The sequence below is a fragment of the Pseudomonas sp. GW458-11-26-14-LB4 genome, from assembly GCF_059423925.1.
Window position 1 is genome coordinate 25,222 of the sequence record NZ_JBWKYU010000016.1, and the last position, 23,890, is coordinate 49,111.

General features: G+C 61.3%; 22 protein-coding genes and 2 pseudogenes. 14 read left to right on the forward strand and 10 right to left on the reverse strand.

All coding sequences use genetic code 11. The annotated features are described in order from the left end of the window. The first annotated feature begins 131 nt into the window (after window positions 1-131). The 6 genes from AC07XZ_RS20405 (at window position 132) to AC07XZ_RS20430 (ending at window position 8,188) form a co-directional block, all read left to right on the forward strand. Window positions 132-1,289: an acyl-CoA dehydrogenase family protein gene (locus tag AC07XZ_RS20405; protein WP_102687314.1), complete on the forward strand. Its 1,158-nt coding sequence runs from the start codon at window positions 132-134 to the stop codon at window positions 1,287-1,289. A gap of 135 nt (window positions 1,290-1,424) precedes the next feature. Beyond that, the gene (locus AC07XZ_RS20410) at window positions 1,425-2,525 is read left to right on the forward strand and encodes an efflux RND transporter periplasmic adaptor subunit (protein ID WP_102687315.1); all 1,101 of its coding nucleotides are present in this window, start codon (window positions 1,425-1,427) and stop codon (window positions 2,523-2,525) included. Then, on the forward strand, window positions 2,522-5,599 hold the full coding sequence (locus AC07XZ_RS20415; protein WP_102687316.1) for a MexW/MexI family multidrug efflux RND transporter permease subunit: 3,078 nt from the start codon (window positions 2,522-2,524) through the stop codon (window positions 5,597-5,599). Before AC07XZ_RS20410 ends, AC07XZ_RS20415 begins: the two co-directional genes overlap by 4 nt. A 9-nt stretch (window positions 5,600-5,608) precedes the next feature. Then, on the forward strand, window positions 5,609-7,060 hold the full coding sequence (locus AC07XZ_RS20420) for an efflux transporter outer membrane subunit (protein ID WP_102687317.1): 1,452 nt from the start codon (window positions 5,609-5,611) through the stop codon (window positions 7,058-7,060). A 130-nt stretch (window positions 7,061-7,190) separates the two neighbouring features. After that, window positions 7,191-7,556, forward strand: a complete 366-nt coding sequence (locus AC07XZ_RS20425) for an ArsR/SmtB family transcription factor (RefSeq protein WP_102687318.1) — start codon at window positions 7,191-7,193, stop codon at window positions 7,554-7,556. A gap of 74 nt (window positions 7,557-7,630) precedes the next feature. After that, window positions 7,631-8,188 (forward strand): chorismate--pyruvate lyase family protein, encoded by a 558-nt coding sequence (locus tag AC07XZ_RS20430; protein ID WP_102687319.1) that lies wholly within the window; start codon window positions 7,631-7,633, stop codon window positions 8,186-8,188. Window positions 8,189-8,240: 52 nt separating this feature from the next. Here the strand turns inward: AC07XZ_RS20430 and AC07XZ_RS20435 are convergent, their stop codons facing one another. From AC07XZ_RS20435 to AC07XZ_RS20455, 5 genes are all read right to left on the reverse strand, one after another. Beyond that, on the reverse strand, window positions 8,241-8,516 hold the full coding sequence (locus AC07XZ_RS20435) for a helix-turn-helix domain-containing protein (RefSeq protein ID WP_007953837.1): 276 nt from the start codon (window positions 8,514-8,516) through the stop codon (window positions 8,241-8,243). 59 nt (window positions 8,517-8,575) lie between these two features. Further along, window positions 8,576-9,085, reverse strand: coding sequence for a flavin reductase (locus AC07XZ_RS20440; protein WP_007953834.1), 510 nt, complete (start codon window positions 9,083-9,085; stop codon window positions 8,576-8,578). Between the two features lie 146 nt (window positions 9,086-9,231). Beyond that, on the reverse strand, window positions 9,232-9,609 hold the full coding sequence (locus AC07XZ_RS20445; RefSeq protein WP_102687320.1) for a MerR family transcriptional regulator: 378 nt from the start codon (window positions 9,607-9,609) through the stop codon (window positions 9,232-9,234). A 51-nt stretch (window positions 9,610-9,660) separates the two neighbouring features. After that, the gene (locus tag AC07XZ_RS20450; RefSeq protein ID WP_085746848.1) at window positions 9,661-10,236 is read right to left on the reverse strand and encodes an NAD(P)H-dependent oxidoreductase; all 576 of its coding nucleotides are present in this window, start codon (window positions 10,234-10,236) and stop codon (window positions 9,661-9,663) included. A gap of 45 nt (window positions 10,237-10,281) precedes the next feature. Continuing rightward, complete coding sequence (locus tag AC07XZ_RS20455) at window positions 10,282-11,163, reverse strand: LysR family transcriptional regulator (RefSeq protein WP_102687321.1); 882 nt, start codon at window positions 11,161-11,163, stop codon at window positions 10,282-10,284. Window positions 11,164-11,304: 141 nt separating this feature from the next. Between AC07XZ_RS20455 and AC07XZ_RS20460 the strand changes: the two genes are divergently transcribed. Continuing rightward, entirely contained in the window at window positions 11,305-12,069 is a 765-nt protein-coding gene (locus tag AC07XZ_RS20460; RefSeq protein ID WP_102687322.1) for a sulfite exporter TauE/SafE family protein, read from the forward strand. On the opposite strand, the gene AC07XZ_RS20465 is transcribed toward AC07XZ_RS20460, so the two are convergent. Then, complete coding sequence (locus AC07XZ_RS20465; RefSeq protein ID WP_102687323.1) at window positions 12,059-12,373, reverse strand: putative quinol monooxygenase; 315 nt, start codon at window positions 12,371-12,373, stop codon at window positions 12,059-12,061. The two genes, AC07XZ_RS20460 and AC07XZ_RS20465, sit on opposite strands and share 11 nt — an antisense overlap. 201 nt (window positions 12,374-12,574) lie before the next feature. On the opposite strand from AC07XZ_RS20465, the gene mdaB reads away from it, so the two are divergent. From mdaB to AC07XZ_RS20500, 7 genes are all read left to right on the forward strand, one after another. Next, a complete protein-coding gene (gene mdaB, locus AC07XZ_RS20470; RefSeq protein ID WP_102687324.1) occupies window positions 12,575-13,165 on the forward strand; it encodes an NADPH:quinone oxidoreductase MdaB in 591 nt (196 codons plus the stop codon). Window positions 13,166-13,225: 60 nt separating this feature from the next. Beyond that, entirely contained in the window at window positions 13,226-14,137 is a 912-nt protein-coding gene (locus AC07XZ_RS20475; RefSeq protein WP_102687325.1) for a LysR family transcriptional regulator, read from the forward strand. 103 nt (window positions 14,138-14,240) lie between these two features. Continuing rightward, window positions 14,241-15,134, forward strand: a complete 894-nt coding sequence (locus tag AC07XZ_RS20480; protein WP_102687326.1) for an NAD-dependent epimerase/dehydratase family protein — start codon at window positions 14,241-14,243, stop codon at window positions 15,132-15,134. A gap of 249 nt (window positions 15,135-15,383) precedes the next feature. Then, a complete protein-coding gene (locus AC07XZ_RS20485; RefSeq protein WP_102687364.1) occupies window positions 15,384-16,733 on the forward strand; it encodes a GntT/GntP/DsdX family permease in 1,350 nt (449 codons plus the stop codon). A gap of 15 nt (window positions 16,734-16,748) precedes the next feature. Beyond that, on the forward strand, window positions 16,749-17,609 hold the full coding sequence (locus tag AC07XZ_RS20490) for a MurR/RpiR family transcriptional regulator (RefSeq protein ID WP_007953817.1): 861 nt from the start codon (window positions 16,749-16,751) through the stop codon (window positions 17,607-17,609). A 1-nt stretch (window position 17,610) separates the two neighbouring features. Continuing rightward, window positions 17,611-19,068: a D-aminoacylase gene (locus AC07XZ_RS20495; protein ID WP_102687327.1), complete on the forward strand. Its 1,458-nt coding sequence runs from the start codon at window positions 17,611-17,613 to the stop codon at window positions 19,066-19,068. Between the two features lie 117 nt (window positions 19,069-19,185). Continuing rightward, window positions 19,186-19,554 carry a glyoxalase superfamily protein gene (locus AC07XZ_RS20500; protein WP_011332360.1) on the forward strand — a complete coding sequence of 123 codons (369 nt, stop codon included), beginning with the start codon at window positions 19,186-19,188 and terminating at the stop codon, window positions 19,552-19,554. A gap of 275 nt (window positions 19,555-19,829) precedes the next feature. On the opposite strand, the gene gliR is transcribed toward AC07XZ_RS20500, so the two are convergent. From gliR to AC07XZ_RS20520, 4 genes and pseudogenes are all read right to left on the reverse strand, one after another. Further along, the gene (gliR, locus tag AC07XZ_RS20505) at window positions 19,830-20,861 is read right to left on the reverse strand and encodes an AraC family transcriptional regulator GliR (RefSeq protein WP_102687328.1); all 1,032 of its coding nucleotides are present in this window, start codon (window positions 20,859-20,861) and stop codon (window positions 19,830-19,832) included. A 238-nt stretch (window positions 20,862-21,099) separates the two neighbouring features. After that, on the reverse strand, window positions 21,100-21,483 hold the full coding sequence (locus tag AC07XZ_RS20510) for a DUF6124 family protein (protein ID WP_085654547.1): 384 nt from the start codon (window positions 21,481-21,483) through the stop codon (window positions 21,100-21,102). Between the two features lie 466 nt (window positions 21,484-21,949). Further along, window positions 21,950-22,561 (reverse strand): annotated as a pseudogene (locus AC07XZ_RS20515) (methyl-accepting chemotaxis protein); the annotation flags it as partial. Between the two features lie 294 nt (window positions 22,562-22,855). Continuing rightward, window positions 22,856-23,869: pseudogene (locus tag AC07XZ_RS20520) on the reverse strand (methyl-accepting chemotaxis protein); the annotation flags it as partial. Between the last annotated feature and the right edge of the window lie 21 nt (window positions 23,870-23,890).

Genomic DNA, 23,890 nt, shown 5'->3' on the forward strand with positions numbered 1-23,890 from the left:
AGAAGTCTGATAATAGTGCTTGTCAAATGTACGACTGTAGACGTACATTTTTATCGGGGTTTAACAACAATAAAAAGTTCTGTCTGTTTTTTCGTCTGCTGATCGTAAATAAATAATAGCTAGGAGCCGTTATGAAAAATCTAATGCAATGGAACAGCCTTCCCTCCGAATCCAATGAATGGCTCGAGAAGGTGCGTGCACTGAATCCGCTGATTATTCAGCACCGCGATTACAGCGAGCAGACCAACGCGACGCACAAGGATGTGATGTCCCGATTCTTCAAGGAAGGTTTTGGCCGTACCTCGGTGTCCAAGGCGTTCGGCGGATCCCAGGTCGATATCCAGACCACCTCGGCCCTGCTGCTGGAATTCGCCCGGTTTGACGCTTCGCTGTCCTGGCAGCTTGCGGTGCAAGTGGCGATGGGGCGCCTGTCGGATTACCTGCCGGAAGCCACTTCCGAAGCGATCTACAACCACTGCGACGGTTTCGTGATCGGCGCCATCCACTCCGGTGGCGAAGCGCTGCCGATGGGCGACGAGTACCTGCTGAGCGGCAAATGGGCGTTCGCCAGCGGCTCGGCCCACGCCGACTGGCTGGTCTGCACCGCCACCGTCAAAGGCACCGAAAACAACACCACTCCGGAAGTGCGGATGTTCTTCGTGCCCGCCAGCCAGTGCACCATCCTGCCGACCTGGGACACCCTGGGCATGCGCGGCACCGGCAGCCATCACTTCCAGTGCTCCAGCGTGATCGTCCACAAGTCTTTCTCGCTGGATGTCGAAACCCTCAAACAATCCCCCGAAGCGCGCAGCACCCGGGCCTACGCCACCGGTTACTACGAGTTCGGCACCCTGGCGGCGATGTCCACCGTGCTGGGCGTGGCCCGGGCTGCGGTCGATCACTTCCGCAATGACCGCGCCGTGAACACCGACCCGGGCCTGGAAGGGGTGATCTTCGAGAAGACCGGTCGCGCCATCTCCGCGGTGCACACCGCACAACTGCTGCTGGAAGATGCGATCCATCAGGTCATCAACCGGGGTGAAACCATCGGCGAACCGGTCAGCGCCCGCGTCGGCCTGGCAGCCTCGGTGCTGACCGAGAACTCGGTCAATGCGGTCAACCAGATCTACTCGATGGCCGGTTCCAAAGCCGTCTACAAGTCGCACTTCCTGGAGCGTTGCTTCCGCGATATCCACACCGGTTCGAAGCACTTCACGTTGTCGCCTTTGAACTTGCATGGTATCGGCAAGTATTACCTGGATAAAACCAACGTACTGGCCGCGGCGTAACAGCGGATAAATAAAGCGGGCGCGTTTACAAGTGAAAGTTCACAGGGATCGATAACGCGCCCGCCTTAAGTTGCACCTTTATTTTCTTAAAACTCAAACTTTTGTGCTCGCAGCAAAGAGTCAAGGGAGTGCCACATGCTTGCTCGAAACATTATCAAGTCGCTGATCTTTATTATTCTTGTGGTGGTGTTGTCTGCTGCACTGGGCTGGCGTTTCTGGTCGCCGCCACCGGCGGCGGCCGAGCAACGGATTCCCAGCACCCGGGTCGGTCTGGCCGTGGTCAAGAAACAACCGTACACCTACTACCTCGAAGCCATCGGCAAACTCGAAGCCCAGCGTCAGGTGCTGGTGTCGGCTGAAGTCAGCGGCAAAGTGGTGGACATCGATTTCGACTCCGGCGATGAAGTGAAGGCGGGGCAAGTGCTGCTCAAGCTCAACGACGCGCCGGAGCAAGGCGAACTGGTTCGCCTGAAAGGCGAGTACGAATCGGCCAAGGCCCAGTTCGCCCGGGTCCAGGAACTGGCCAAGACCGGCGCCGAAAGCCGTCGCGCCTTCGACAGTGCCCGCGCTCAATACGACGCGGCCAAAGGCGACATGGAGCGCATGCAGGCGCAGATCGCCCAACGGCACATTCGTGCGCCGTTCGCCGGCACCCTCGGCATTCGCCAGGCGCACCTGGGCCAATACCTGCAGGCCGGCAGCGCGGTGGCAACCCTGACCGATCCGGGCGTGCTGCGCGTCAACTTCACCCTCGCCGAGCGCGATGGCTCGCAAGTGCAACTGGGCCAGACCGTGCAGGCCAAGGTCGATGCCTGGGGTGATGTGACCTTCGCCGGCAAGATCGTCGCGGTCGATCCGCAGATCAACCAGTCCCACACGATCAACGTGCAAGCGGTCATTACCGATACGCAAAAACGCCTGCGTCCCGGCATGTACGCACGGGTCTCGGTGACCCTGCCGCAGACCGCCGAGCTGCTGATTCCGGAAACCGCGATCACCTACAACGCCTACGGCGAGAGCGTGTTCTCGGTCTACACCGACGAGGCCGGCGTGCAGAAGGTCAAGCGTGAAAGCATCAAGGTCGGCGAGCGCCGCGATGGCTGGGCGGTGGTCGACAAGGGCCTGACCGAAGGCGTGCAAGTGGTGACGTCCGGTCAGCTCAAGCTCCACGACGGCGTGGCGGTGGAAGGTGTCCCGGACACGATTGCTCTTAAACTCAGTGGGCTGGAAAAATGAATTTCACCGACCTCTTTCTTCGCCGCCCGGTGCTGGCCGTGGTGGTCAGCACGTTGATCCTGCTGTTCGGGGTGCGCGCGCTGATGAACCTGCCGATCCGCCAGTACCCGATGCTGGAAACGTCGACCATCACGGTCACGACGCAGTATCCCGGCGCCTCTTCGGAACTGATGCAAGGCTTCGTCACGCAGCCGATCAGCCAGGCCGTGGCCTCGGTCGAGGGCATCGACTATCTGTCGTCGGCCTCGACCCAGGGCCGCAGCCAGGTGACGATCCGCATGGCACTGAACAGTGATTCCATCGCGGCGCTCACGGAGGTCATGGCCAAGGTCAACCAGATCAAATACCGCTTGCCGAAGGACGCCTACGACCCGGTGGTGGAACGCACTTCCGGCGGCTTCACCAGCGTGGCCTACGTCGCGTTTGCCAGTTCCAACCTGACCATTCCGGAGATGTCGGATTACATCTCCCGCGTCGTCGAACCGATGTTCGCCGGCATCGAAGGGGTGGCCAAGATCAACATCATGGGCGAGCAGAAACTGTCCATGCGCCTGTGGCTCGACCCGCAGCGTCTGGCCGGCTACGGCATGACCGGGCAGGACGTTTCGGCGGCCATCGAGGGCAACAACTTCCAGGCGGCTCCCGGTCAGGTCAAAGGCCTGTACGTGGTCAGCAACCTGCGGGTCAACACCGACCTGAACAGCGTCGAAGATTTCCGCGACATGGTGCTGCGCAACGACAACGGCCACATTATCCGTGTGCGTGACGTTGGCACTGTGGAACTCAACGCCGCCTCCACCGACACCAGCGGCGCGATGAGCGACGTACCGGCGCTGTTCCTCGGTCTGGACGCCGCACCGACCGGCAACCCGTTGGTGATCGTCAAACGTGTGCGTGAATTGCTGCCGCAGATCCAGGAAACCCTGCCACCGGGCGTGACCGTGCAGATCCCGTTCGAAGTGGCGCACTTCATTCAGTCGTCGATCGACGAGGTGAGCTACACCCTGCTCGAAGCGCTGGTGATCGTGGTGCTGGTGATCTACCTGTGCCTCGGTACGTTCCGCACCGTGCTGATTCCGCTGGTGACGATTCCGCTGTCGATGCTCGGCGCGGCGATGCTGATGCAGATGTTCGGCTTCAGCCTCAACCTGCTGACCCTGCTCGCCATGGTGCTCGCCATCGGGCTGGTGGTGGACGACGCCATCGTCGTGGTGGAAAACGTCCACCGTCACATCGAAGAGGGCAAGACCCCGTTCGACGCTGCATTGATCGGCGCCCGTGAAGTGGCCAGTCCGGTGGTGGCGATGACCTTCACCCTGGCGGCGGTGTACGCGCCGATCGGTCTGATGGGCGGCCTCACCGGCACGCTGTTCAAGGAGTTCGCACTGACCCTGGCGGGTGCTGTGGTGATTTCCGGCATCGTCGCCCTGACCCTGTCGCCGATCATGAGTACCCGTCTGCTGGACGCGAAGACCAGCGAAGGTTTCATGGCGGTCAAGGCGGATCGTTTCTTCCAGTACCTGTCCCGTCGTTATGGCGCGCTGCTCGGCGGCTCGCTGGCGCGGCGCTGGATCAGCCTGAGCGTGGCGCTGGTGATCTTCTTCAGCCTGCCGTTCCTCTATCGCTCGGCGCAGACCGAACTGGCACCGCTGGAAGACCAGAACATCCTGCTGACCGCAATCAAGGCGCCGCAGCACGCCAACCTGAATTACCTCGAGGCCTACGCCCACGAGCTGTACAAGACCTTCAACGAAATCCCCGAGGGTTACAGCAACTGGGTGGCGAACGGTTCCGACGGTCTGTCCAACAGCGTCGGCGGGATCAACCTGGTGGACTGGGAAAAACGCGGCCGCGATGCCAACACCATCCAGCCCGACTTGCAGGCGCGGGTGAACCAGATCGAAGGCACGAGCATTTTCGTGTTCCAGATGCCGCCGTTGCCGGGCTCTACCGGTGGCCTGCCGGTGCAGATGGTGATCCGCAGCGATCAGGAATATCTGGCGCTGTACAACGTGATGGATCAGCTCAAGCAGGCGGCGCAGGCCAGCGGTCTGTTCGCGGTGGTCGACAGTGATCTGGACTTCAACAACCCGGTGGTGGAAATCCAGGTCGACCGGGCCAAGGCCAACGCTCTGGGCATCCGCATGCAGGACATCGGCGAAACGCTCAACAGCCTGATCGGCGAGAAGTACGTCAACCGGTTCTCGTTCCACGGTCGTTCCTATGACGTGATCCCGCAGTCGGTGTCGGCGGATCGCCTGACCCCGGAAACCCTGAAGCTGTATTACGTGAAGGATCAGAAGGGCAATCCGGTCCCGCTGTCGACACTGGCCACCCTCAGCGTCAAGGTCGAGCCGAATCGCCTGACCCAGTTCAACCAACAGAACTCCGCCACGTTCCAGGCCATCCCAGCGCCGGGCGTAACGTTGGGTGATGCAGTGGGCTTCCTGCAAAAACAATCGGAAGGCTTCCCGGCCGGCTTCAGTTTCGACTGGCAGTCCGACGCCCGCCAATACGTGCAGGAAGGCAACAGCCTGGCGTTCACCTTCGGCCTGGCCCTGGTGATCATCTATCTGGTGCTGAGCGTGCAATACGAGAGCTTCCGCGACCCGTTCATCATTTTGATCAGCGTGCCGTTGTCGATCTGCGGAGCGCTGGTGCCGCTGGCGCTGGGCATGACCTCGATGAACATCTACACCCAGATCGGCCTGATCACGCTGATCGGTCTGATCAGTAAGCACGGGATCCTGATGGTCGCGTTCGCCAACGAGTTGCAGCGCCAGCAAGGCATGGACCGCGTGCAAGCCATTCAGCATGCCGCGCAGGTGCGGCTGCGACCGATCCTGATGACCACTGCGGCAATGGTGGTCGGCCTCGCGCCGCTGTTGTTCGCCAGCGGTGCCGGCGCCAACAGCCGCTTCGGCCTGGGCCTGGTGATTGTGGTGGGGATGCTGATCGGCACCTTGTTCACCCTGTTCATTCTGCCGTCGGTGTACACGCTGCTCAGTTCGATCAAGCAACCGAGCCATGCACCCGAAGCCGAGCCGGCCGGTGTGCCGCAACCCATCCTGTGAGGACGTGACATGCATTCGATTACACGTTTGATGCTGGCGCCGCTGGCGGCGTCCATTCTGTTGGCGGCGGGTTGTGTGAACTACGCCGGGATCGATCATCAGGGCAAATTGCTGGCGGTCGGCGATGCGCCGTCCGACAGCCTGAAAGACAAACTGCCACCGGCCCAATGGCCGCGTGCGGACTGGTGGACATCGCTGGGCGATCCACGTCTGGGTGCTCTTATCGAAGAGGCTTACGCCAGCAACCCGGACTTGCAGGAAGTCGCTGCCCGGGTCGCGAAAGCCAACGCATTTCTCGACCTGCGCGACGCCGAGCGTTATCCGGAAATGGACGCGTCGGCGGGTGTCACTCGCGGTCGGCTGTCGCGCTTTGAGGACTACAGCGGCGAGGGCCACAAGTATTTCACCGCACGCAATCTGGCGGTCAATTTCGGCTACACCTTCGACCTCTGGGGTGGCCAGCGTGCCGCGTGGGAGTCGGCGCTCAACAGCGCAAGGGCGGCGGAAGTCGACCTGCAATCGTCGCGGCTGATTCTCGCGACCAATGTGGTCAAGGCTTACAACCAGTTGGCGTATGCGTGGCAGGTGTCGGAGCTCAACCAGCGCGATCTCGAACGCTTGAGCAAACTGGTTGACCTGACGGATTCACGTTACGGCTCGGGCCTCGACAACCTGTCGCAACTCAAGCAGGTGCAGAGCCTCAAGGCGCGTTCGGAATCGACCCTGATCGGCGCCAACGAAGACATTGAAATTGCTCGTCTCCAGTTGTCGGCGCTGATCGGCAAAGGCGTTGATCGTGCGCACACGCTCGAGCGCCCATCGAATCTGCAAGCCAGTGTGGTGGCCTTGCCGGCGCAGTTGCCAGCCCAGTTGTTGGGCCGTCGTCCGGACATCGTCGCCGCACGTTGGCGCGTGGAGGCCGAGACTAAAAACGTCGAGGCGGTGAAGACCACGTTCTACCCGAACATCAATCTGGTGGCGGCGGCGGGTTCTCATGCACTGACGGGAGATGCGCTGTTCGCCGGGGTCAGCAAGTTCTGGAATGTGGCGCCGACGGTGTCGCTGCCGATCTTCGATGCCGGGCGCCTGCGCTCGGATCTCAAGGCTGGCAATGCCGAACTCGACAGCTCCATCGCGCAGTACAACCGGGTGTTGAATTCGGCGCTGCATGAGGTGGCGATTTCGGTCACGCAGCTGCGTTCTTTCGAGCAGCAGATCGTCGTGCAGCGCGATGCCTGTTCGATTGCCCAGTCGTCTTACGATCTGTCGCAGTCGCGCTACAAGGCCGGGGAGGACACGTTCCTCGATGCGCTTAACATCGAGCAACAATTGATTCAGGACGAAATGCGCCTGGCCTTCCTCAACAGCAAGCACATCGACAGTTCGGTTTCGTTGATGGCAGCACTGGGCGGCGGGTTCCAGGCGCCCGCGCGGGAGACAGCGCAGAGCAGCGATTTGTAGTTGTTTTGCGGGACGCCGCCTCCGGGGCGGCTGTCGCGGGGAAAAAACATCTTGTGTATAGTCTTACTGTTCTCGTATAGACGAATACAAGCCGGATTTTTCCCGCCTATATCATCAAGGGTACCTACCTATGAACGTCCCGAATCATCCCAATCAGGATCAGATCCTTCTGGAAAATGTGCTGAACGCATTGGGAAGCCCGCTACGCCTGACCGTGTTGAAAGTGTTGTCCGATGGCCAGGAACATCCGTGCGGCCGGATCCTCAAGGGCGCATCGAAGTCGACCATGACTCACCACTGGCGGGTTCTGCGCGACAGCGGTCTGATTTGGCAGCGCCCTTACGGTCGGGAAAACCTGCTGTCCCTGCGTCGTGAAGACATGGACGTGCGTTTTCCGGGATTGCTCGACTCGCTGCTGGCGGCGGTCAAGACCGATGAACAGACCATCAGCGTCATCAGCAAACACGAAGTGACCGAAGAAAACGGAGCCGAGTGACAGACACCGCCGGTGAAGGGTTGGCCTTCCACGGCAACCAACAATTCACCATCACCAGGAAGGTGTGAGCGGGTATGGATACAAGTCATTACTGGTCATCGCGACCGCTGTCGGAATTGACCGGCTCCGAGCATCACTGGCTGTTTTTGCCCGGGGCCTTGACCCCGCGCCTGAAAGCCATGGGCGACTATTCAATCGAAGTCGTCGAGCAGTCCCATGGCCCACTCAATCCTGAAGAAGCACAAGCGCTGAACGTTCCGCTGGCGACCATCGGCTGGGTGCGCGAAGTGGTGATGAAGCTCGACGGCGAGGCCTGCGTCACCGCGCGCAGCCTGACCAGCGTGCCGGCACTGAATGGCGACTGGGCGGATCTGAACGGTTATGGCCGTCGACCTCTGGCCGAGATTCTCTACACGTCGGAGCAGACCCTGCGCGAACCCTTCCAGTGTGCCTTGCTGCCGCCCGGTGCGCCGTTGGCCGCGCTGTCCTATCGCTTCGCGCCACAGGCCAAACGGCTGCTGGCCCGGCGTTCGCGCTTCACCCGCAATGGCTCGGCGCTGCTGGTCAGCGAGTGCTTTCTGCCGGCGTTCTGGGCTCGGGTTGAGTACGCTCAGGCGCTCAAGTCGGCCTGACAAAATGAAACCTGCGGGAGTGAACTTCCGCAGGTTTTTTTTCGCCGGTTTTTCAGAGCCGGATCACCGCTTCGATCTGCTTGATGGCCGGCGTCAGCGCTTGCGCCAGTTGCTCGGCTTTCGAGGTCGGGCGCATGGTTCTCGACGAGCGCAGAAACAACGGATCGTCGAAGCGCTTGCGCAGCCGTGCCAGCGATCCGCTGATGGCGGGTTGTTTGACGTGCAGACGTTCGGCCGTGCGGGACACGCTGCGTTCGCGGAACAGCACCAGGAAAATGATGATCAGGTTCAGGTCGATATCCGCGAAGTTGTCTTCATTGAATAGCATGGTTACATCCCTGTCATGACCCGCCAACCAGCGTCAGCCGAGGCCGGCGGGTGTCTGGATCACTGCTCGGGTGCCAGGCGCAGTTCGTCGTTCAGACGGTAGTAACTGCGGTTGAAATAGACCAGGCCTTCCGTGGCCTCGCTGTGCTGCTGCAGTTCGAGGATTTCACAGTAGAAGATGCTGTGGGTGCCAACCTCGTCGACCTTGCTGACCCGGCAATCGAGGCTGACCAGCGCCTCTTCGATCACCGGCGAACCGGTTTTCAGGGTCTGGCAATTCACGCTGGAAAAGCGCTCTTGCATGCTCAACTGTCGATTGGCAAACGCGCCGGAGGTCGACTGGTGGTCGCCGGTCAGAACGTTCACGCACAGCACGCCATTGGTCTTGAAATGCTCGTGATTGGACGACGAGCGATTGACGCACACCAGCAGCGTGGGCGGTGAATCCGTCACGCTGCACACCGCCGATGCAGTAAAGCCGAATCGCCCCGCAGGGCCATCGGTCGTGACGATGGTGACGGCACTCCCCAGCATCGCCATTGCATTACGAAACTCCGTTGAATCAACCATCGCGTCACCTCATTCCATGTAGGTTTAATGGAGCCGATCCGTTCTTCCTTGTCCGTTGTCGTTGTGCGAAAACGGGTATCGGGCAACACGTTCGCTCTGGCGATATAGTACGTATGTATACGTACCTTGCAAGCTATTCCTTGTGCTTATTTTGTGGTCGATACGCTCGACAGGCATTGCTGTTGCGCGTGTTCAAGACTGGCCTCCAGCGCGCTCAATTCTTCTTGCTGTCGGCTGAGTTTCAACAGCTGCACCGCGATCTCCTGTTGCTTGCCGGCAATCGCGCGGCGGGCTTTTTCATAAGGCGTCAGTTCGGGCTGGCCGGCAAAGATCGCCTGCAATTCCCTGAGGCGAAAACCCAGCGCCTGCGCGCATTTGATAAAGCTCAGCAGTTCGACCGTCTGCGGGTCGTAAACCCGGTATTTGCCCTGGCGCGGGGCCTCGGGCAGCAGGCCGATCGACTCGTAATGGCGGATGGTCTTGATCGTGGTTCCCGAACGCTGTGCGGCCTGGCCGATGTACATGTGCAAATCCCTTTTCTCCGTCAGCGGGCATGCGCACCAATAGCGGAAAACTCAATGGCGGGCAATCGATCCGGCCTGCTTCAGCCAGGTTTCGCGTTGATGGTCGCTGGCGCCGAGCACTGGCCCGAAGGTCAGCGTCCGGCGCGGTTCGATCCCGCAGAACGCCAATGTGTTCTTGCGCACTTCGTGCAGGCCGGGCATGCGATAGATCCAGCGGTAATACCAGGGCGGCGTGTCCATGGTGACCAGCAAATGGGCGCTGCGACCGTGCAGGAGTTTGTCGGGAAACGCTTTGCCCTCGCGATATTTGAACGCGAAGCCGGGGAGCAGGACCCGGTCGAAAAAACCTTTGAGCAGCGCCGGAATTCCACCCCACCAGATCGGGTACACCAGCGTCAGATGTTCGGCCCACAGCAGGTCGGCCTGAGCCTGGAGCAGATCCGGTTCAAGTGTCTGGGCTCGGCTGTAGCCGTCGCGCAGGACCGGGTCGAAATCGAGCTGGCCGAGGGGCAGTTGTCGCACCTCATGCCCGACCTCGCGGGCCGATTCCAAATAGCGTCCGGCCAGTGCCGCGCAAAAACTTTCGCTGGATGGATGGCCGAGAATCAGCAGAATCCGCTTGCCCATAATCACTGTCCTTGAAGAAGAAACCCCAAGGGTAAAGTCTGCCCCTCAGGGCAGAGTCAAGGCGTCGAGCAACGCGCGGGCATAGGCGGGGAGGGAAGTGAAGTCCCGGGCACACAGCAACAGCTTGCGCCTGGCCCAGCCTTCATTCATCGGCAAGGTCTTGAAGGCTTGCGGCGCAGCGCGCTGAACCGCCGCCAGCGGCACGATGCCCAGACCGGCACCTCGGGCCACCATGCGCATCACGCCGTCGAAACCATCAGCACGGATGCGGATCTGCATCCGCGAGCCGCTGTGCAGGGCCTGCTCTTCCAGGTAAATCGCCAAAGCGCTGTCGGCCTGCAGCCCGACGAAGTCATGGCGCAGAGCGTCGCTGAAACTGACTCCGGTCGCGTCAGACAGCGGATGATCCAAAGGCAGAATCAGCACCAGCGGATCATCGCGAAAGGCTCGGGTCTGCAAGTCGGTGGTGTCGATCGCGTCGGACACAATGCCCAGATCCGCTGCGCCCTGACGCAAGGCATGGGTGATGCGGGCGCTGGGCAGTTCCTGCAGATCAATGTCGAGGTTGGGATGCTCGCGCAGGAAATCCGCCAGCACCTCCGGCAGGTATTCGCTGAGTGCCGTGGTGTTGCACAGCAGACGCACCTGGCCTTTGACGCCGCGTGCGTACTCGGCCAGATCCTGTTGCAGGCGTTCGGCCTGTTGCAGCAACACCCGCGCATGTTGCGCCAGGGCTTTACCGGCCGGCGTCGGTCTGACACCACGGCGCCCGCGCTCAAGAAACTCGGTGCCCAGCGACGCTTCCATCGCCCGGATCCGCGCACTGGCCGCCGCCAGCGACAGATGGCTGCGGGCGGCGCCGGCGGTGATGTTGCCGCTGTCGAGAATGTGCAGGTACAGGCGCAGGTCGGTGAGGTCGAAGTGCATGGGGCAGCCTCAATATCAGTGGTGTCGGTCCCGACGAAGAGGCCAGCGGCCGCGAAGAATTAACAAGCCTCTTGTACAGGTAGAGGCAGCCTCAGTGTATGACAGATTTTCAGTTCACCCGCGCAGGTGCAAAGTGTGGCCATGAACGCACTCGCCCATTTCTATCAAAACCTCGGTCTGGCCCTGTCATTGCTGGTGATCGCAACGTTCGTCGTCGCCGGCATGATCAAGGGTATGATCGGCCTCGGCCTGCCCACCGTCGCCATGGGGCTGCTCGGTCTGGCTATGGCACCGTCGCAGGCTGCGGCGTTGCTGATCATTCCGGCAACCCTCACCAACGTCTGGCAACTGGCGTTCGGCGGACATTTGCAGGGGCTGGTGAAACGGCTGTGGCCAATGCTGCTGGCGATCTTCCTCGGCACGGCCATCGGCACCTTGTGGATCGGCATGGCCGGCGGGCATTGGGTGGTGCGCGGACTTGGCGCGGCGCTGTTGCTCTATGCGTTGAGCGGATTGTTCCTGCCGACGCTGAGTGTCAGTCGTCGCCATGAGCCGTGGCTCGGTCCGCTGTGTGGCGTGATCACCGGCGTCATCACTTCGGCGACGGGGGTGTTTGTGATTCCCGCCGTCCCGTACATGCAGGCCCTGGGCTTGAGCCGTGATGAACTGGTGCAGGCGCTGGGCCTGTCCTTCACCGTGTCGACCCTGGCATTGGCCGGCGGATTGCTCTGGCGCGGGTCGCTCGGTGGCGCGGAATTGAGCGCCTCGCTGCTGGCGCTGATCCCCGCTGTCCTCGGCATGTTGCTCGGCCAATGGCTGCGTCAGCGCATCAGTGCCGTTCTGTTCAAGCGGGTGTTCTTCATCGGTCTGGGCGCACTCGGCGCCCATCTGCTGATCAGCGGCTAGCGGACGACGCGCTGAGCATTTCAATCGGGCGGATATCGAAATCCCGCTCCAGGTATTCCATGCGCTGGGCCAGAAACTGCTGCATGTGCGGCAGGTTCGAGTGCACGTCCAGATGCGCCTGGCTTTCCCAGATCTCGTAGAAGATGAACAGGCTCGGGTCTTCCTTGTCGCGCAGCATGTGGTACTCGATGCAGCCGGGTTCGGCGCGGCTCGGTTCGACATAAGCGCGGAAAAACGCTTCGAAAGCCTCGGCTTTTTCCGGGCGGGTCTTGGCGTGCAGGATGAAACCCTGGCGTTCGCTCATCGCAAAAAACTCCTCAGATTCAGATGGCGGCCAATCCTACGGCAACAATCGGCAATCGATTCGTGCGTTTTACTCAAATGATTTTTGCGCCGTCGGTGCTTATTCCGCGCGAGGCGGATCGCTAATCTGCCGCCATTCCATTTTTCCCCTTCTCCATCCAGCGCTCTGCGCTGCGCATCGGAATCCGATCGAGGCTCTACCATGAAAAAAGTGCTGTTGCTCAATGGCGGTAAAAAATTCGCCCACTCCGACGGTCGCTACAACACCACCTTGCACGAAGCCGCGCTGAGCGTGCTGGATCGTGGCGGTGTCGACGTCAAGACCACCTTCATTGACGAGGGTTACGACGTCGCCGAAGAAGTCGCCAAATTCCTCTGGGCCGACGTGATCATCTATCAGATGCCGGGCTGGTGGATGGGCGCGCCGTGGACCGTGAAAAAGTACATCGACGAAGTCTTCACCGAAGGCCACGGCAGCCTCTACGCCAGCGATGGCCGCACCCGTTCCGATTCGTCGCAGAAGTACGGCAGCGGCGGTCTGATCCACGGCAAGCAGTACATGCTGTCGCTGACCTGGAACGCACCGCAACAGGCGTTCGATGACCCGACCGACTTCTTCGAAGCCAAAGGCGTGGACGCGGTGTACTTCCCGTTCCACAAGGCCAACGAGTTCCTCGGCATGACCGGCCTGCCGACCTTCCTCTGTGTGGACGTGATGAAACGCCCGAACATCGAAGCAGATGTGGCGCGCTACGAGCAGCATCTGACCGAGGTGTTTGGCCTCAAGGCCTGACGCTCGGCTACTATCGAAGGCCTGAGCTTGCGCAGCAGGCCTATCGATTCGAGGACACCCGTGAAAGCCAGATCCGATGAGTTGCAGATTTTCGTCTGCGTGATCGAATGCGGTTCGATCTCCGCCGCCGCCGAGCAGGTCGGACAGACGCCGTCGGCGGTCAGCCGCACGCTGTCGCGGCTGGAAGCCAAGCTCGACACCACACTGATCAACCGCACCACACGGCGCATGGACCTGACCGAGGAGGGCAAGTATTTCTTCGAACAGGCCAAGCTGATCCTCGACCAGATGGACCAGCTCGAAGAGCGCCTGTCTTCGCGCCAGCAGACGCCATCAGGGCGACTGCGGATCAACGCCGCGTCGCCGTTCATGCTCCACGCCGTCGTGCCGTACATCGACGAATTCCGCCGGCTGTACCCGGAGATCCAGCTCGAACTCAACAGCAATGACCTGATCATTGACCTGCTGGAACAAAGCACCGACGTCGCCATCCGCATCGGCACACTCGCCGATTCGACGTTGCATGCCCGCTCGCTGGGTTGCAGTCCGCTGTTGATCGTCGCCAGTCCTGCGTATGTGGAAAAACACGGTGCACCGCTGGAAGTGGCCGATCTCAATGAACACACCTTGCTCGGCTTCACCCAGAACGAAGGTCTTAACCAATGGCCGCTGCGCTATGTACACGGCGACCGCTGGCCGATCACTCCGGCGATCAGCGCCTCCAGCGGCGAGACGGTTCGCCATCTGGCGCTGGAGGGGCAGGGCATTGCCTGCCTCTCGCATTTCATGACCATCGACGACATTCGTGCCGGGCGCCTCAAGGTGTTGCTGGCGGAATTCAACAGCGGTTATCGCCAGCCGATCAACGCGGTGTACTACCGCAACTCGCAATTGGCGCTGCGCATCCAGTGCTTCCTCGACTTCATCCAGAGCAAACTGGCGGTTTACGCCAGCGCCGATTTCAAAGGCTGATTCGTGATCCCTGCGCAACAGTGATTTGGTTGTGGGCGGGTTTTTCCACCGGGCTCGCCGGTCGATACTCGTTGCATCACTTACTCACGCAGGGAGTTTCTCCATGAACGTATTCGTCACCGGCGCTGCTGGTTTTATCGGCGGCTCCATCGCCACCGGTCTGGTCCAGGCCGGCCACACCGTCACCGGTCTGGTGCGCAGCGCCGAACAGGCCAATGAGCTGAAAGCACTGGGCATCACCCCGGTGATCGGCACCCTCGACGACAACGCATTGCTGGCCGAACAGGCCCGCGCCGCCGACGCCGTGATCAACGCCGCCAGCAGCGATCATCGCGGCGCGGTCGAAGCCTTGCTCGATGCCCTGCGCGGCTCGAACAAAGTGTTCCTGCACACCAGCGGTTCGAGCATCGTCGGTGATGCGTCGGGCGGCAAATCCAGCGACGTCATCTACTTCGAAGACAACCTGCCGGAGCCGACCGTCGACAAGGCCGCACGCGTGGCCATCGACAACCTGATCCTCGCCGCAGCGAAGGACGGCGTGAACTCGGCCGTCATCTGCAACACCCTGATCTACGGCCACAGCCTGGGCGTCAATCGCGACAGCGTGCAACTGCCGCGCCTGCTGAAACAGGCGCGCAAAAGCGCTGTGGTGCGTCACGTCGGCACCGGTCAGAACATCTGGTCCAACGTGCACATCGAAGACGTGGTGGCGCTGTACCTGCTGGCCCTGACCAAAAACGTCCCGGGCACCTTCTACTTCGTCGAAAGCGGCGAAGCGTCGTTCATCGACATGACCACCGCCATGGCCGAAGCCCTGAATCTGGGCCAGCCACAAGACTGGCCACTGAAAGACGCCGAAGCCGAGTGGGGTTACGAAATGGCCAACTACGGCCTCGGCTCCAACAGCCGCGTCCGCGGCAAACACGCCCGCGAACTGCTGGGCTGGGCGCCGAAGCGTACGTCGGTGGTTGAATGGATTCGTAACGAAATGGTGTGAGTCCACGCTGAAAAGGTGACGTTCCCGAGACCGGTGGAAGCAAGCTTGCTTGTTTTCACCGGTTTTTTTGTGCCCGAGGATTATGAAAATCCCACCCCGCGATTTTCATTATTCGCGACAAGACATATCCAAAAACGACAACCCTTATCCCTCCACGAAAATTACTTTCACTTGGTTTGAAAACTCGGTCTCGAAATGATTTATGAGTTTCACAACCCATTCGAACGTGACCCTTTCGAGGAGTACCGCATGACACCGTCCTTCGGTTATTGGCTGCTGGTGTACGCCGCCATTGCCATCATCGCCCTGATCGTTCTGATCGCCCGTTACCGGCTCAATCCGTTCATTGTCATCACCCTGATTTCCATTGGCCTGGCGCTGGTGGCAGGGATGCCGCCGTCCGGGGTGGTGGGGGCGTATGAGGCCGGGGTGGGCAAGACGCTGGGGCACATTGCGCTGGTGGTGGCGCTGGGGACGATGCTCGGCAAGATGATGGCCGAGTCCGGTGGCGCCGAGCAGATGGCGCGCACGCTGATCGAGCGCTTTGGCGAGAAGAACGCGCACTGGGCGATGGTGTGCATTGCGTTTCTGGTGGGGCTGCCGCTGTTTTTCGAAGTCGGTTTCGTGTTGCTGGTGCCGATTGCCTTTACCGTGGCGCGGCGGGTCGGCGTGTCGATTCTGATGGTCGGCCTGCCGATGGTTGCCGGTCTCTCCGTGGTGCATGCGCTGGTGCCGCCGCACCCGGCGGCGATGCTGGCGGTGCAGGCGTATCAGGCGTCGGTCGGGCAGACCTTGCTGTATGCGATTGCCATCGGCATTCCGACGGCGATCATTGCCGGCCCCCTATACGCCAAGTTCATTGTGCCGCGCATTCAGTTGCCGGCGGATAACCCGCTGGAAAAACAATTCCTCGAACGCGAACCCCGCGACAGCCTGCCGGGTTTCGGCATCACCATGGCGACCATTCTGTTGCCGGTGGTGCTGATGCTGATCGGCGGCTGGGCCAACCTGATTTCCACCCCGGGCAGCGCTTTCAATCAGTTCCTGTTGTTCATCGGCAACTCGGTGATCGCGCTGTTGCTGGCGACGCTGTTGAGCTTCTGGACGCTCGGCATTGCGCAGGGTTTCAACCGCGAATCGATCCTCAAATTCACCAACGAATGCCTGGCCCCGACCGCCAGCATCACCTTGCTGGTGGGCGCCGGTGGCGGTCTGAACCGGATTCTGGTGGATGCCGGCGTCACTGATCAGATCGTCGGCCTGGCTCACGAATTTCACCTGTCGCCGCTGATCATGGGCTGGTTGTTCGCCGCGTTGATGCGCATTGCCACCGGTTCGGCCACCGTTGCCATGACCACGGCTTCCGGCGTGGTCGCGCCGGTGGCCATCGGTCTGGGTTATCCCCACCCGGAACTGCTGGTGCTGGCGACCGGCGCGGGCTCGGTTATCTTTTCCCACGTCAACGACGGCGGCTTCTGGTTGATCAAGGAATACTTCAACATGACGGTGGCCCAGACGTTCAAGACCTGGACGGTGCTGGAAACCCTGATCTCGGTTGTCGCTTTCGCCCTGACCGTCGGTCTTTCTTACCTGCTGTAGTCGGAGTTATCCGCCATGGACATCCTCTATCAGATCCGCGCCCGTCAGGATTCCTTCAGCGCTGGTGAAGGACGCATCGCCCGTCTGATGCTCGACGACGTAGGATTTGCCGCCTCCGCCAGCCTCGAAGAGCTGGCGCAGCGGGCCGAAGTCAGCACCGCCACGCTGTCGCGTTTTGCCCGCACGGTCGGTTGCCGCGACTTGCGCGACCTGCGCCTGCAACTGGCCCAGGCCAGCGGCGTCGGCAGCCGTTTCCTCGACCCGGCGGGCACGCCCGAACAGTCGGCGTTTTACGGGCAGATCGTCGGCGATATCGAAACCACTCTGCGCCAGCATCTAGCGGCGTTCGATGAATCACGCTTCGCCGATGCGGTGAAGCTGCTGGGCCAGGCGCGGATGATCCACGCCTTCGGCATCGGCGGTTGCTCGACCCTGTGCAGCGACGAATTGCAGGTGCGACTGGTGCGCCTCGGCTACCCGATTGCGGTGTGCCACGACGCGGTGATGATGCGCGTCACCGCCGCCAGCCTCAGCGCCGAGCAGGTGGTGATCGTCTGTTCGCTGACCGGCATCACCCCGGAGTTGCTGGAGACCGTAGCGCTGGCGCGCAACTACGGCGCACGGATTCTCGCCATCACCCGCGCCGACTCGCCGCTGGCGGAACTGGCCGACATCGTCCTGCCGTTGCAAGGCGCCGAGACCTCGTTCATCTACAAACCGACGGCGGCGCGCTACGGCATGCTGCTCGCCATCGACGTGCTGGCCACCGAGCTGGCGCTGGCCAATCCTGAAGACAATCAAGAACGTCTGCGGCGGATCAAACTCGCCCTCGACGAATACCGTGGCGGCGACGATCACCTGCCGCTGGGAGACTGACATGCTGTACGACACCCTGATTCGCAACGCCCTGGTCATCGACGGCAGCAACCGCCCCGGTTACACCGCCGACGTGTCGATCCTCGATGGCCGCATCGCGCGCATCGGCGACTTGAGCGAGGCCCGCGCCACCGATGAAATCGACGCCGCCGGCCGTGTGCTGGCGCCGGGTTTCATCGACGTGCACACCCACGACGACACCGTGGTGATCCGCCAGCCGCAGATGCTGCCCAAGCTCAGCCAGGGCGTGACCACAGTGATTGTCGGTAACTGCGGGATCAGCGCGGCGCCGGTCAGTTTGCGCGGCGATCCGCCGGATCCGATGAACCTGCTCGGCTCGGCGGCGGCGTTCGTCTATCCGCGCTTCAGCGATTACCGGGCGGCGGTCGAAGCGGCCAATACCACGCTGAACGTCGCGGCACTGGTCGGGCACACGGCGCTGCGCAGCAATCATCTTGATGATCTGTTTCGCACCGCCACCGACGATGAAATCACCGGCATGCGCGAGCAGTTGCGTGAAAGTCTGGAGGCGGGCGCCCTTGGGTTATCCACAGGTCTGGCGTATGCGAGTGCGTTCTCGGCATCCACCGATGAAGTCATGCAATTGACCGAAGAATTGAATGCATTTGGCGCGGTGTACACCACCCACCTGCGCAGTGAATTCGAACCGGTGCTGGAAGCAATGGACGAGGCTTTCCGTATCGGACGCCACGCCCAGTCGCCAGTGATCATTTCCCACCTCAAATGCGCCGGCGCCGGTAACTGGGGCCGCAGTCCGCAGTTGCTCGCTTCGCTGGAAGCGGCGGCGAAAACTCACCCGGTCGGCTGCGATTGTTATCCGTATGCAGCGAGTTCTTCGACCCTGGATCTGAAGCAGGTCACCGACGCCCATCGCATCACCATCACCTGGTCGACGCCGCATCCGGAAATGGGCGGTCGCGACCTGATGGACATCGCCGCCGAATGGAACCTGTCATTGCTCGACGCCGCCAAACGCCTGCAACCGGCGGGCGCGGTGTATTACGGGATGGACGAGAACGATGTGCGCCGGATCCTCGCTCATCCGCTGTCGATGGTCGGTTCCGATGGCCTGCCGGAAGACCCGTTCCCCCATCCGCGTCTGTGGGGCGCTTTCCCACGGGTGCTCGGACATTTCAGTCGCGATGTCGGGCTGTTTCCGTTGCACACCGCCGTGCACAAGATGACCGGTCTGTCGGCGGCGCGTTTCGGCCTGAAGGAAAGGGGCGAGATTCGTGAAGGCCACTGGGCGGATCTGGTGTTGTTCGACCCGGCGACCGTGCGTGACGTGGCGGATTTCAACGACCCGCAACGTGCCGCCCAAGGCATTGATGGCGTGTGGATCAATGGCGTGTTGAGTTACCGCGACGGTCAGGCCAACGGCCAGAGACCAGGGCGGTTCCTGGCGCGCCAGGGCGATCTGCGCGACGGCTTTCGTTGAATTTTGCTGACTGCGTCACGGTGATGGCACATTGCAATTAAAGAAAGCCATCACCAAGCCGAATTGCTGACATCCACCCCGGCTACACTCTGGGGCCAATCAGTCAGGGAGCAACCCATGAGCTTCGGCAAAACCACCCCGATCCTGCGGATTTTCGATGAAGCCAAAGCCGTGGAGTTCTACGTCGACTTCCTCGGCTTCAAGATCGATTGGCAGCATCGTTTCGAACCCGGTTTCCCTTTGTACCTGCAAGTGTCGCGCGGCGAGTGTGTGCTGCATCTGTCCGAACACCACGGCGATGCGACACCGGGTTCGGCCTTGCGGATCGAGACCGATGAGCTGGAGGCGTTTCAGCAGCAGTTGCTGGCCAAGGAATACAAGTTTTCGCATCCACAGATTCAGGCCATGCCGTGGGGCAGCCAGGACATGACCATCGCCGATCCGTTCGGCAATCGCCTGGTGTTCACCAACGCGATCAGCCTCTGAGCCAAAAGCCCCCTCACCCTAACCCTCTCCCAAGGGGAGAGGGGACTGACCGAGGTGTCTATCGTCATGCATCGACCTGAAAGATCGTGGCGATTATGGATTCACAGAAGCGTTTTCAGTTCGGCGTAGATCGTGAGTATTTCGCGGTCGGCTCCCTCTCGATTATGGATTCACAGAAGCTTTTTCAGGTCGGCGTAGATCATGAGCATATTGCGGTCGGCTCCCTCTCCCTCCGGGAGAGGGCTGGGGTGAGGGGACTGCTGTGAGCCGTACTCTTACTCGCCACCACCACTAACCCGGTGAGTCTGCCGAAACTCACCGGGCGGCATGCCGCGTCGGCTCTTGAAGGCGCGGTGAAAGGAGCGTGATTCGCTGAAGCCCAGATACTGGGCGATGTCCTGAATCGGCAGGGTGCTGTTGAGCAGGTAATGCTCGGCCAGTTCCTGGCGCAGTTCATCGAGGATCTGCTGATACGACGTGCCGGCCTGATGCAACTGGCGTTGCAGCGTGCGCACGGAGACGGCGAGATGTTCGGCCACCTGTTCCTTGCGCGGCAGGCCTTCCTTGAGCAACTGGCGCAGAATGCCTTTCACCCGCTGTTCCAGCGACGCATCCTCCAGCGTCGCCATCAAACTCTGAGCGTGTTCTTCCAGGGTGCGCAGCAAATGCGCATCGGCCTGGCGCAACGGCAACTGCAAATAAGGCAACGGCACGACCAGCGCAGAATACGGCTGATCGAACAGCACCGGGCATTCGAAAAACTGTTCGTACTGCGCCAGCGTCGTGTCCGCCGGGATCGAGTGTTCCAGCCACACGGCGGCCGGCGACAGTCGGGTATCGGCGATCCAGCGCGCGTATTGCAGCCAGGAGCCGAGCACGTTTTCCACCAGATGCCGGCGAATCCGCGGGCGCTCAAAGCGGCAGCTCCAGATCAGGTGCACATGGCTGTCGTGCACCTCGGCGCGGCTGACACCCATGTCGCCCACCAGTTTTTCGAACGGCATGATGCGGCTCATGGCGTCGCCCAATGTCGCGCAGTTCATGGTGATGTAGCCGAGCACGCTCCAGGAGTTGGGCAGCACGAAATTCGCGGCGTTGAGGCCGAACAGCGGATCGCCCGAGTGTTCGCAAAAGTAATCGAGCAACCGCTCATGGGTTTCCCCCGGCAAGCGCAGACTGTTGTCGCTCAACTGCTGCGCCTGCAACCCGGCCGCCGCCAACGCAGGCTCGATGGCCAGGCCCAGATGTTCGGCATGGCGCAGGTACTTGAGCAGCGGTGGGACGGAGGTGAAGCCGAGCGATTGCATGACCGAATCCTCTTGATCGAGGCCGCCGGGGGCGGATGAGCGCTCTGAAAGGTAATTTGAATCCGCGAATAAAGTAAATGGCTGACGCTTGCGCGACGTTGGGGGTTGAGGTGATCAACCCTTGGAGAATTTGAGCGAGACAAGCCTTAAGTCTCTGTGACAAAGCCCGCTTCCTGCGGGCTTTGTCATTGAACGATCAATAAGAAGCGGCGAGTGCACCGCACTCGCCATCTCCGCATCAATCCGTCGGCACGACCTTGTCCAGCGCACGGTTAACGGCCAGTTCGGCGATCATCACGATTTGGGCGATGCCTTGCAGGGTCTTGCGGTGGCTGCCCTCGACCATTGCCACATGATTGTTGAGCATGACGGTGGCGGAGCCGAGGGATTCGCTGGCGTCCACCAACAGAGATTCGGTGTCGGCTTCGGGGTGAGCCTGGTAGAGGGTGTTGGGTTTGTAGGGCGCGGCCATGATGTGGGCGCTGAGTGGGCCCAGGTGATAATCGAGGGCGCGTTCGGCGGCTTCATTGAAACGTTTCGAGCCGGGACATTCGTAGGGGGATGTTGGATCCGGGAGGGTTGTGGGTTCGGTGAGTGGCGGGTTTGGCGTTACCTTGAACATAGATGCTTACCTCTGATGAGGCTGCGCCCATTTCGCCGCTGAGCAAAAGGGAGGCAGCTGTGCGCAAGTTAGCGGCCCGGTAAGCATCACAACCCGGCGCATCCGAAGATGCCATGCGCACAGCCACCATCAAGTGCAGGCGAATGCCTGACTGGATCGGACGTGTACAACCGTGAACGCATGCCGAACCGCTAAGTTCGATCACTGGAAATCAGTGACGCAATCAAATTACGCAGCCAGCCCAAGGCGCACAAGCCGGCGGATTCTGGCGTAGCCGTAGGCAACGGCGCAAGGTTTTGTGGGCTTCGGGACGTTTCACGGCGTGTCCTTAAACACCCCTGACCAACCGTGTGTAATTGCGTTTCAGAGCGCGTCATCCACTTCCTGAAGTTGGCAATTTCAGGGCAAAAAAGAAGGGCAGCTTTTCAGCTGCCCTTCTTTGTATGTCGGCTTTCGTGTGCAGGGTTTACACGCGGAAGTGGCTCACCATCTGCTGCAACTGCCCACCCAACCGCGCCAGTTCAACGCTGGACTTGGCGGTCTCATCACTCGCCGCAGCGGTCTGTTCCGACACGTCGCGGACGTTGATGATGCTGCGGCTGATTTCTTCGGCCACGGCGCTTTGCTGTTCGGCGGCTGCGGCGATCTGCTGGTTCATCGACTGGATGTTCGACACCGTGCGGGTGATGTTTTCCAGGGAGTCGCCGGCCTTGCGGGTCAGGGCGACGCTGCTGTCGGTCAGGGCGCGGCTGTTGTTCATCACGGCGGCAACTTGCTGAGTGCCGTTCTGCAGACCGGCCACCAGGCCTTCGATTTCCTCGGTGGATTTCTGCGTGCGCTGGGCCAGGCCACGGACTTCGTCGGCAACCACGGCAAAACCGCGACCGGCTTCACCGGCACGGGCGGCTTCGATGGCAGCGTTGAGGGCCAGCAGGTTGGTCTGTTCGGCCACAGCCTTGATCACGTCCATGACGCTGCCGATCTTGTCGCTTTCCTGTTGCAGCACGCTCATGGCTTCGGTGGAACGCACCACTTCGCTGGCCAGACGCTCGATCTGGGCGATGGCTTCGTTCACCACTTTGTCGCCTTCACGGGCTTCGCCGTCAGCGGCGGCTGCGGCTTGCGAGGCTTCTTCGGCATTGCGCGCGACTTCCTGCACGGTGGCAGTCATTTCGTGCATGGCGGTGGCGACCTGATCGGTCTCGACCTTCTGGCTGTTCACGCCCGCGCTGGTCTGTTCGGTCACGGCCGACAGTTCTTCGGCGGCGCTGGCGATCTGGGTGACGCCGTCGCGGATGCCGCTGATCAGGTCGCGCAGGGTCACGCCCATACGCGCGATGCCTTGTTGCAGCACGCCGAGTTCGTCGCGGCGGGTGACGATCACGTTCTGGCTCAGGTCGCCGCTGGCGATGCGGTCGACCACAGCCATGGTTTCCTGCAGCGGGCGGGTGATCTGACGGGTGATGATGAAGGCAGCGATGATGCCGACCAGCAACGCCAGCAGGGTGCTGATCAGTTGCAGGGTGCGGGCCTGGGCGCTTTCGGCGTCACGGCGATCGAGCTGGATCTGATACAGCTGCTCGCTCAGGCTCACGATGGTCGTGCCCTGATCGGTCATTTCCTTGCGCGCCTGCACCGCATCGGTGTTGGCGTTCTTGAAGGCCTGCAAGGCGCTGCGGTAGTTGGTCAGTGCGGTTTCCAGCTGACGCAGGGCGTCCTGCTGCGAGCTGGCGAAATGCACGTTCAGTGGCTTGAGGCTGGCGATGGCCACGTCCAGTTGGCCGACGGCTTTCTGCTCGGTCTCGGCGTTGGCGGTGGCGGTATAGCCACGCACTTCGTAGCGCGCCAGGATGAACGCTTCCTTGGCGGCGGTGACGGCCTGGAACTGCTCGAAACGCTCATCGCTCAGCGGCATTTGCTGGACGCGGTTGCTCAGCGCTTCGATCAGGCCGTAGGCCGTCGCGGCACTGGTGGCCATCGAGTCGCGCGCCGTGTTGCCGGTGCGGTAGGCGTTACGCATCTTGTTGAGCGAAGTCTGGTACTCGGCGATGGTCGCCGCCTGCTCCTTGAGCAGTTTGACGTTTTCCGGGCTCTTGAAGCTGCTGATCAGCTTCTGCTGTTGGGCGGCGAAACCGTCGAGGGTGGTCTGCACGTTCTGCGCGGCGGTTTCGTCGCCGTTGGTCAGCATGTATTGCAGGCGCACCACGCGCAGTTTGGTCAGGCCAGCGTTGAGCTGGGTGATGTCGCTCATCCAGTTGCTGCGGTCAATCAGGCCGCCCAGGCTGGTCCAGCCGGTGAGCGCCAGGATGCAGGTCAGGGCCAGGACGAGGCCGAATCCGAGCCCCAGTTTCAGGTTCACGCTGATGTTGCCGAACCAGCTATTCATCAAAAATCCTCCAGAAAAACG

Excerpts from the sequence above, each read along its gene's own strand:
- AC07XZ_RS20450 (WP_085746848.1), bottom strand. The coding sequence starts at position 10,236 with ATGGGCAAGCGGATTCTGCTGATTCTCGGCCATCCATCCAGCGAAAGT.
- AC07XZ_RS20410 (WP_102687315.1), top strand. The coding sequence starts at position 1,425 with ATGCTTGCTCGAAACATTATCAAGTCGCTGATCTTTATTATTCTTGTG.
- AC07XZ_RS20435 (WP_007953837.1), bottom strand. The coding sequence starts at position 8,516 with ATGCTATTCAATGAAGACAACTTCGCGGATATCGACCTGAACCTGATC.
- AC07XZ_RS20485 (WP_102687364.1), top strand. The coding sequence starts at position 15,384 with ATGACACCGTCCTTCGGTTATTGGCTGCTGGTGTACGCCGCCATTGCC.
- AC07XZ_RS20500 (WP_011332360.1), top strand. The coding sequence starts at position 19,186 with ATGAGCTTCGGCAAAACCACCCCGATCCTGCGGATTTTCGATGAAGCC.
- AC07XZ_RS20510 (WP_085654547.1), bottom strand. The coding sequence starts at position 21,483 with ATGTTCAAGGTAACGCCAAACCCGCCACTCACCGAACCCACAACCCTC.
- AC07XZ_RS20430 (WP_102687319.1), top strand. The coding sequence starts at position 7,631 with ATGGATACAAGTCATTACTGGTCATCGCGACCGCTGTCGGAATTGACC.
- AC07XZ_RS20490 (WP_007953817.1), top strand. The coding sequence starts at position 16,749 with ATGGACATCCTCTATCAGATCCGCGCCCGTCAGGATTCCTTCAGCGCT.
- AC07XZ_RS20465 (WP_102687323.1), bottom strand. The coding sequence starts at position 12,373 with ATGAGCGAACGCCAGGGTTTCATCCTGCACGCCAAGACCCGCCCGGAA.
- AC07XZ_RS20455 (WP_102687321.1), bottom strand. The coding sequence starts at position 11,163 with ATGCACTTCGACCTCACCGACCTGCGCCTGTACCTGCACATTCTCGAC.
- AC07XZ_RS20445 (WP_102687320.1), bottom strand. The coding sequence starts at position 9,609 with ATGTACATCGGCCAGGCCGCACAGCGTTCGGGAACCACGATCAAGACC.
- AC07XZ_RS20420 (WP_102687317.1), top strand. The coding sequence starts at position 5,609 with ATGCATTCGATTACACGTTTGATGCTGGCGCCGCTGGCGGCGTCCATT.
- AC07XZ_RS20440 (WP_007953834.1), bottom strand. The coding sequence starts at position 9,085 with ATGGTTGATTCAACGGAGTTTCGTAATGCAATGGCGATGCTGGGGAGT.
- AC07XZ_RS20405 (WP_102687314.1), top strand. The coding sequence starts at position 132 with ATGAAAAATCTAATGCAATGGAACAGCCTTCCCTCCGAATCCAATGAA.
- AC07XZ_RS20460 (WP_102687322.1), top strand. The coding sequence starts at position 11,305 with ATGAACGCACTCGCCCATTTCTATCAAAACCTCGGTCTGGCCCTGTCA.
- AC07XZ_RS20480 (WP_102687326.1), top strand. The coding sequence starts at position 14,241 with ATGAACGTATTCGTCACCGGCGCTGCTGGTTTTATCGGCGGCTCCATC.
- mdaB (WP_102687324.1), top strand. The coding sequence starts at position 12,575 with ATGAAAAAAGTGCTGTTGCTCAATGGCGGTAAAAAATTCGCCCACTCC.
- gliR (WP_102687328.1), bottom strand. The coding sequence starts at position 20,861 with ATGCAATCGCTCGGCTTCACCTCCGTCCCACCGCTGCTCAAGTACCTG.
- AC07XZ_RS20415 (WP_102687316.1), top strand. The coding sequence starts at position 2,522 with ATGAATTTCACCGACCTCTTTCTTCGCCGCCCGGTGCTGGCCGTGGTG.
- AC07XZ_RS20495 (WP_102687327.1), top strand. The coding sequence starts at position 17,611 with ATGCTGTACGACACCCTGATTCGCAACGCCCTGGTCATCGACGGCAGC.
- AC07XZ_RS20425 (WP_102687318.1), top strand. The coding sequence starts at position 7,191 with ATGAACGTCCCGAATCATCCCAATCAGGATCAGATCCTTCTGGAAAAT.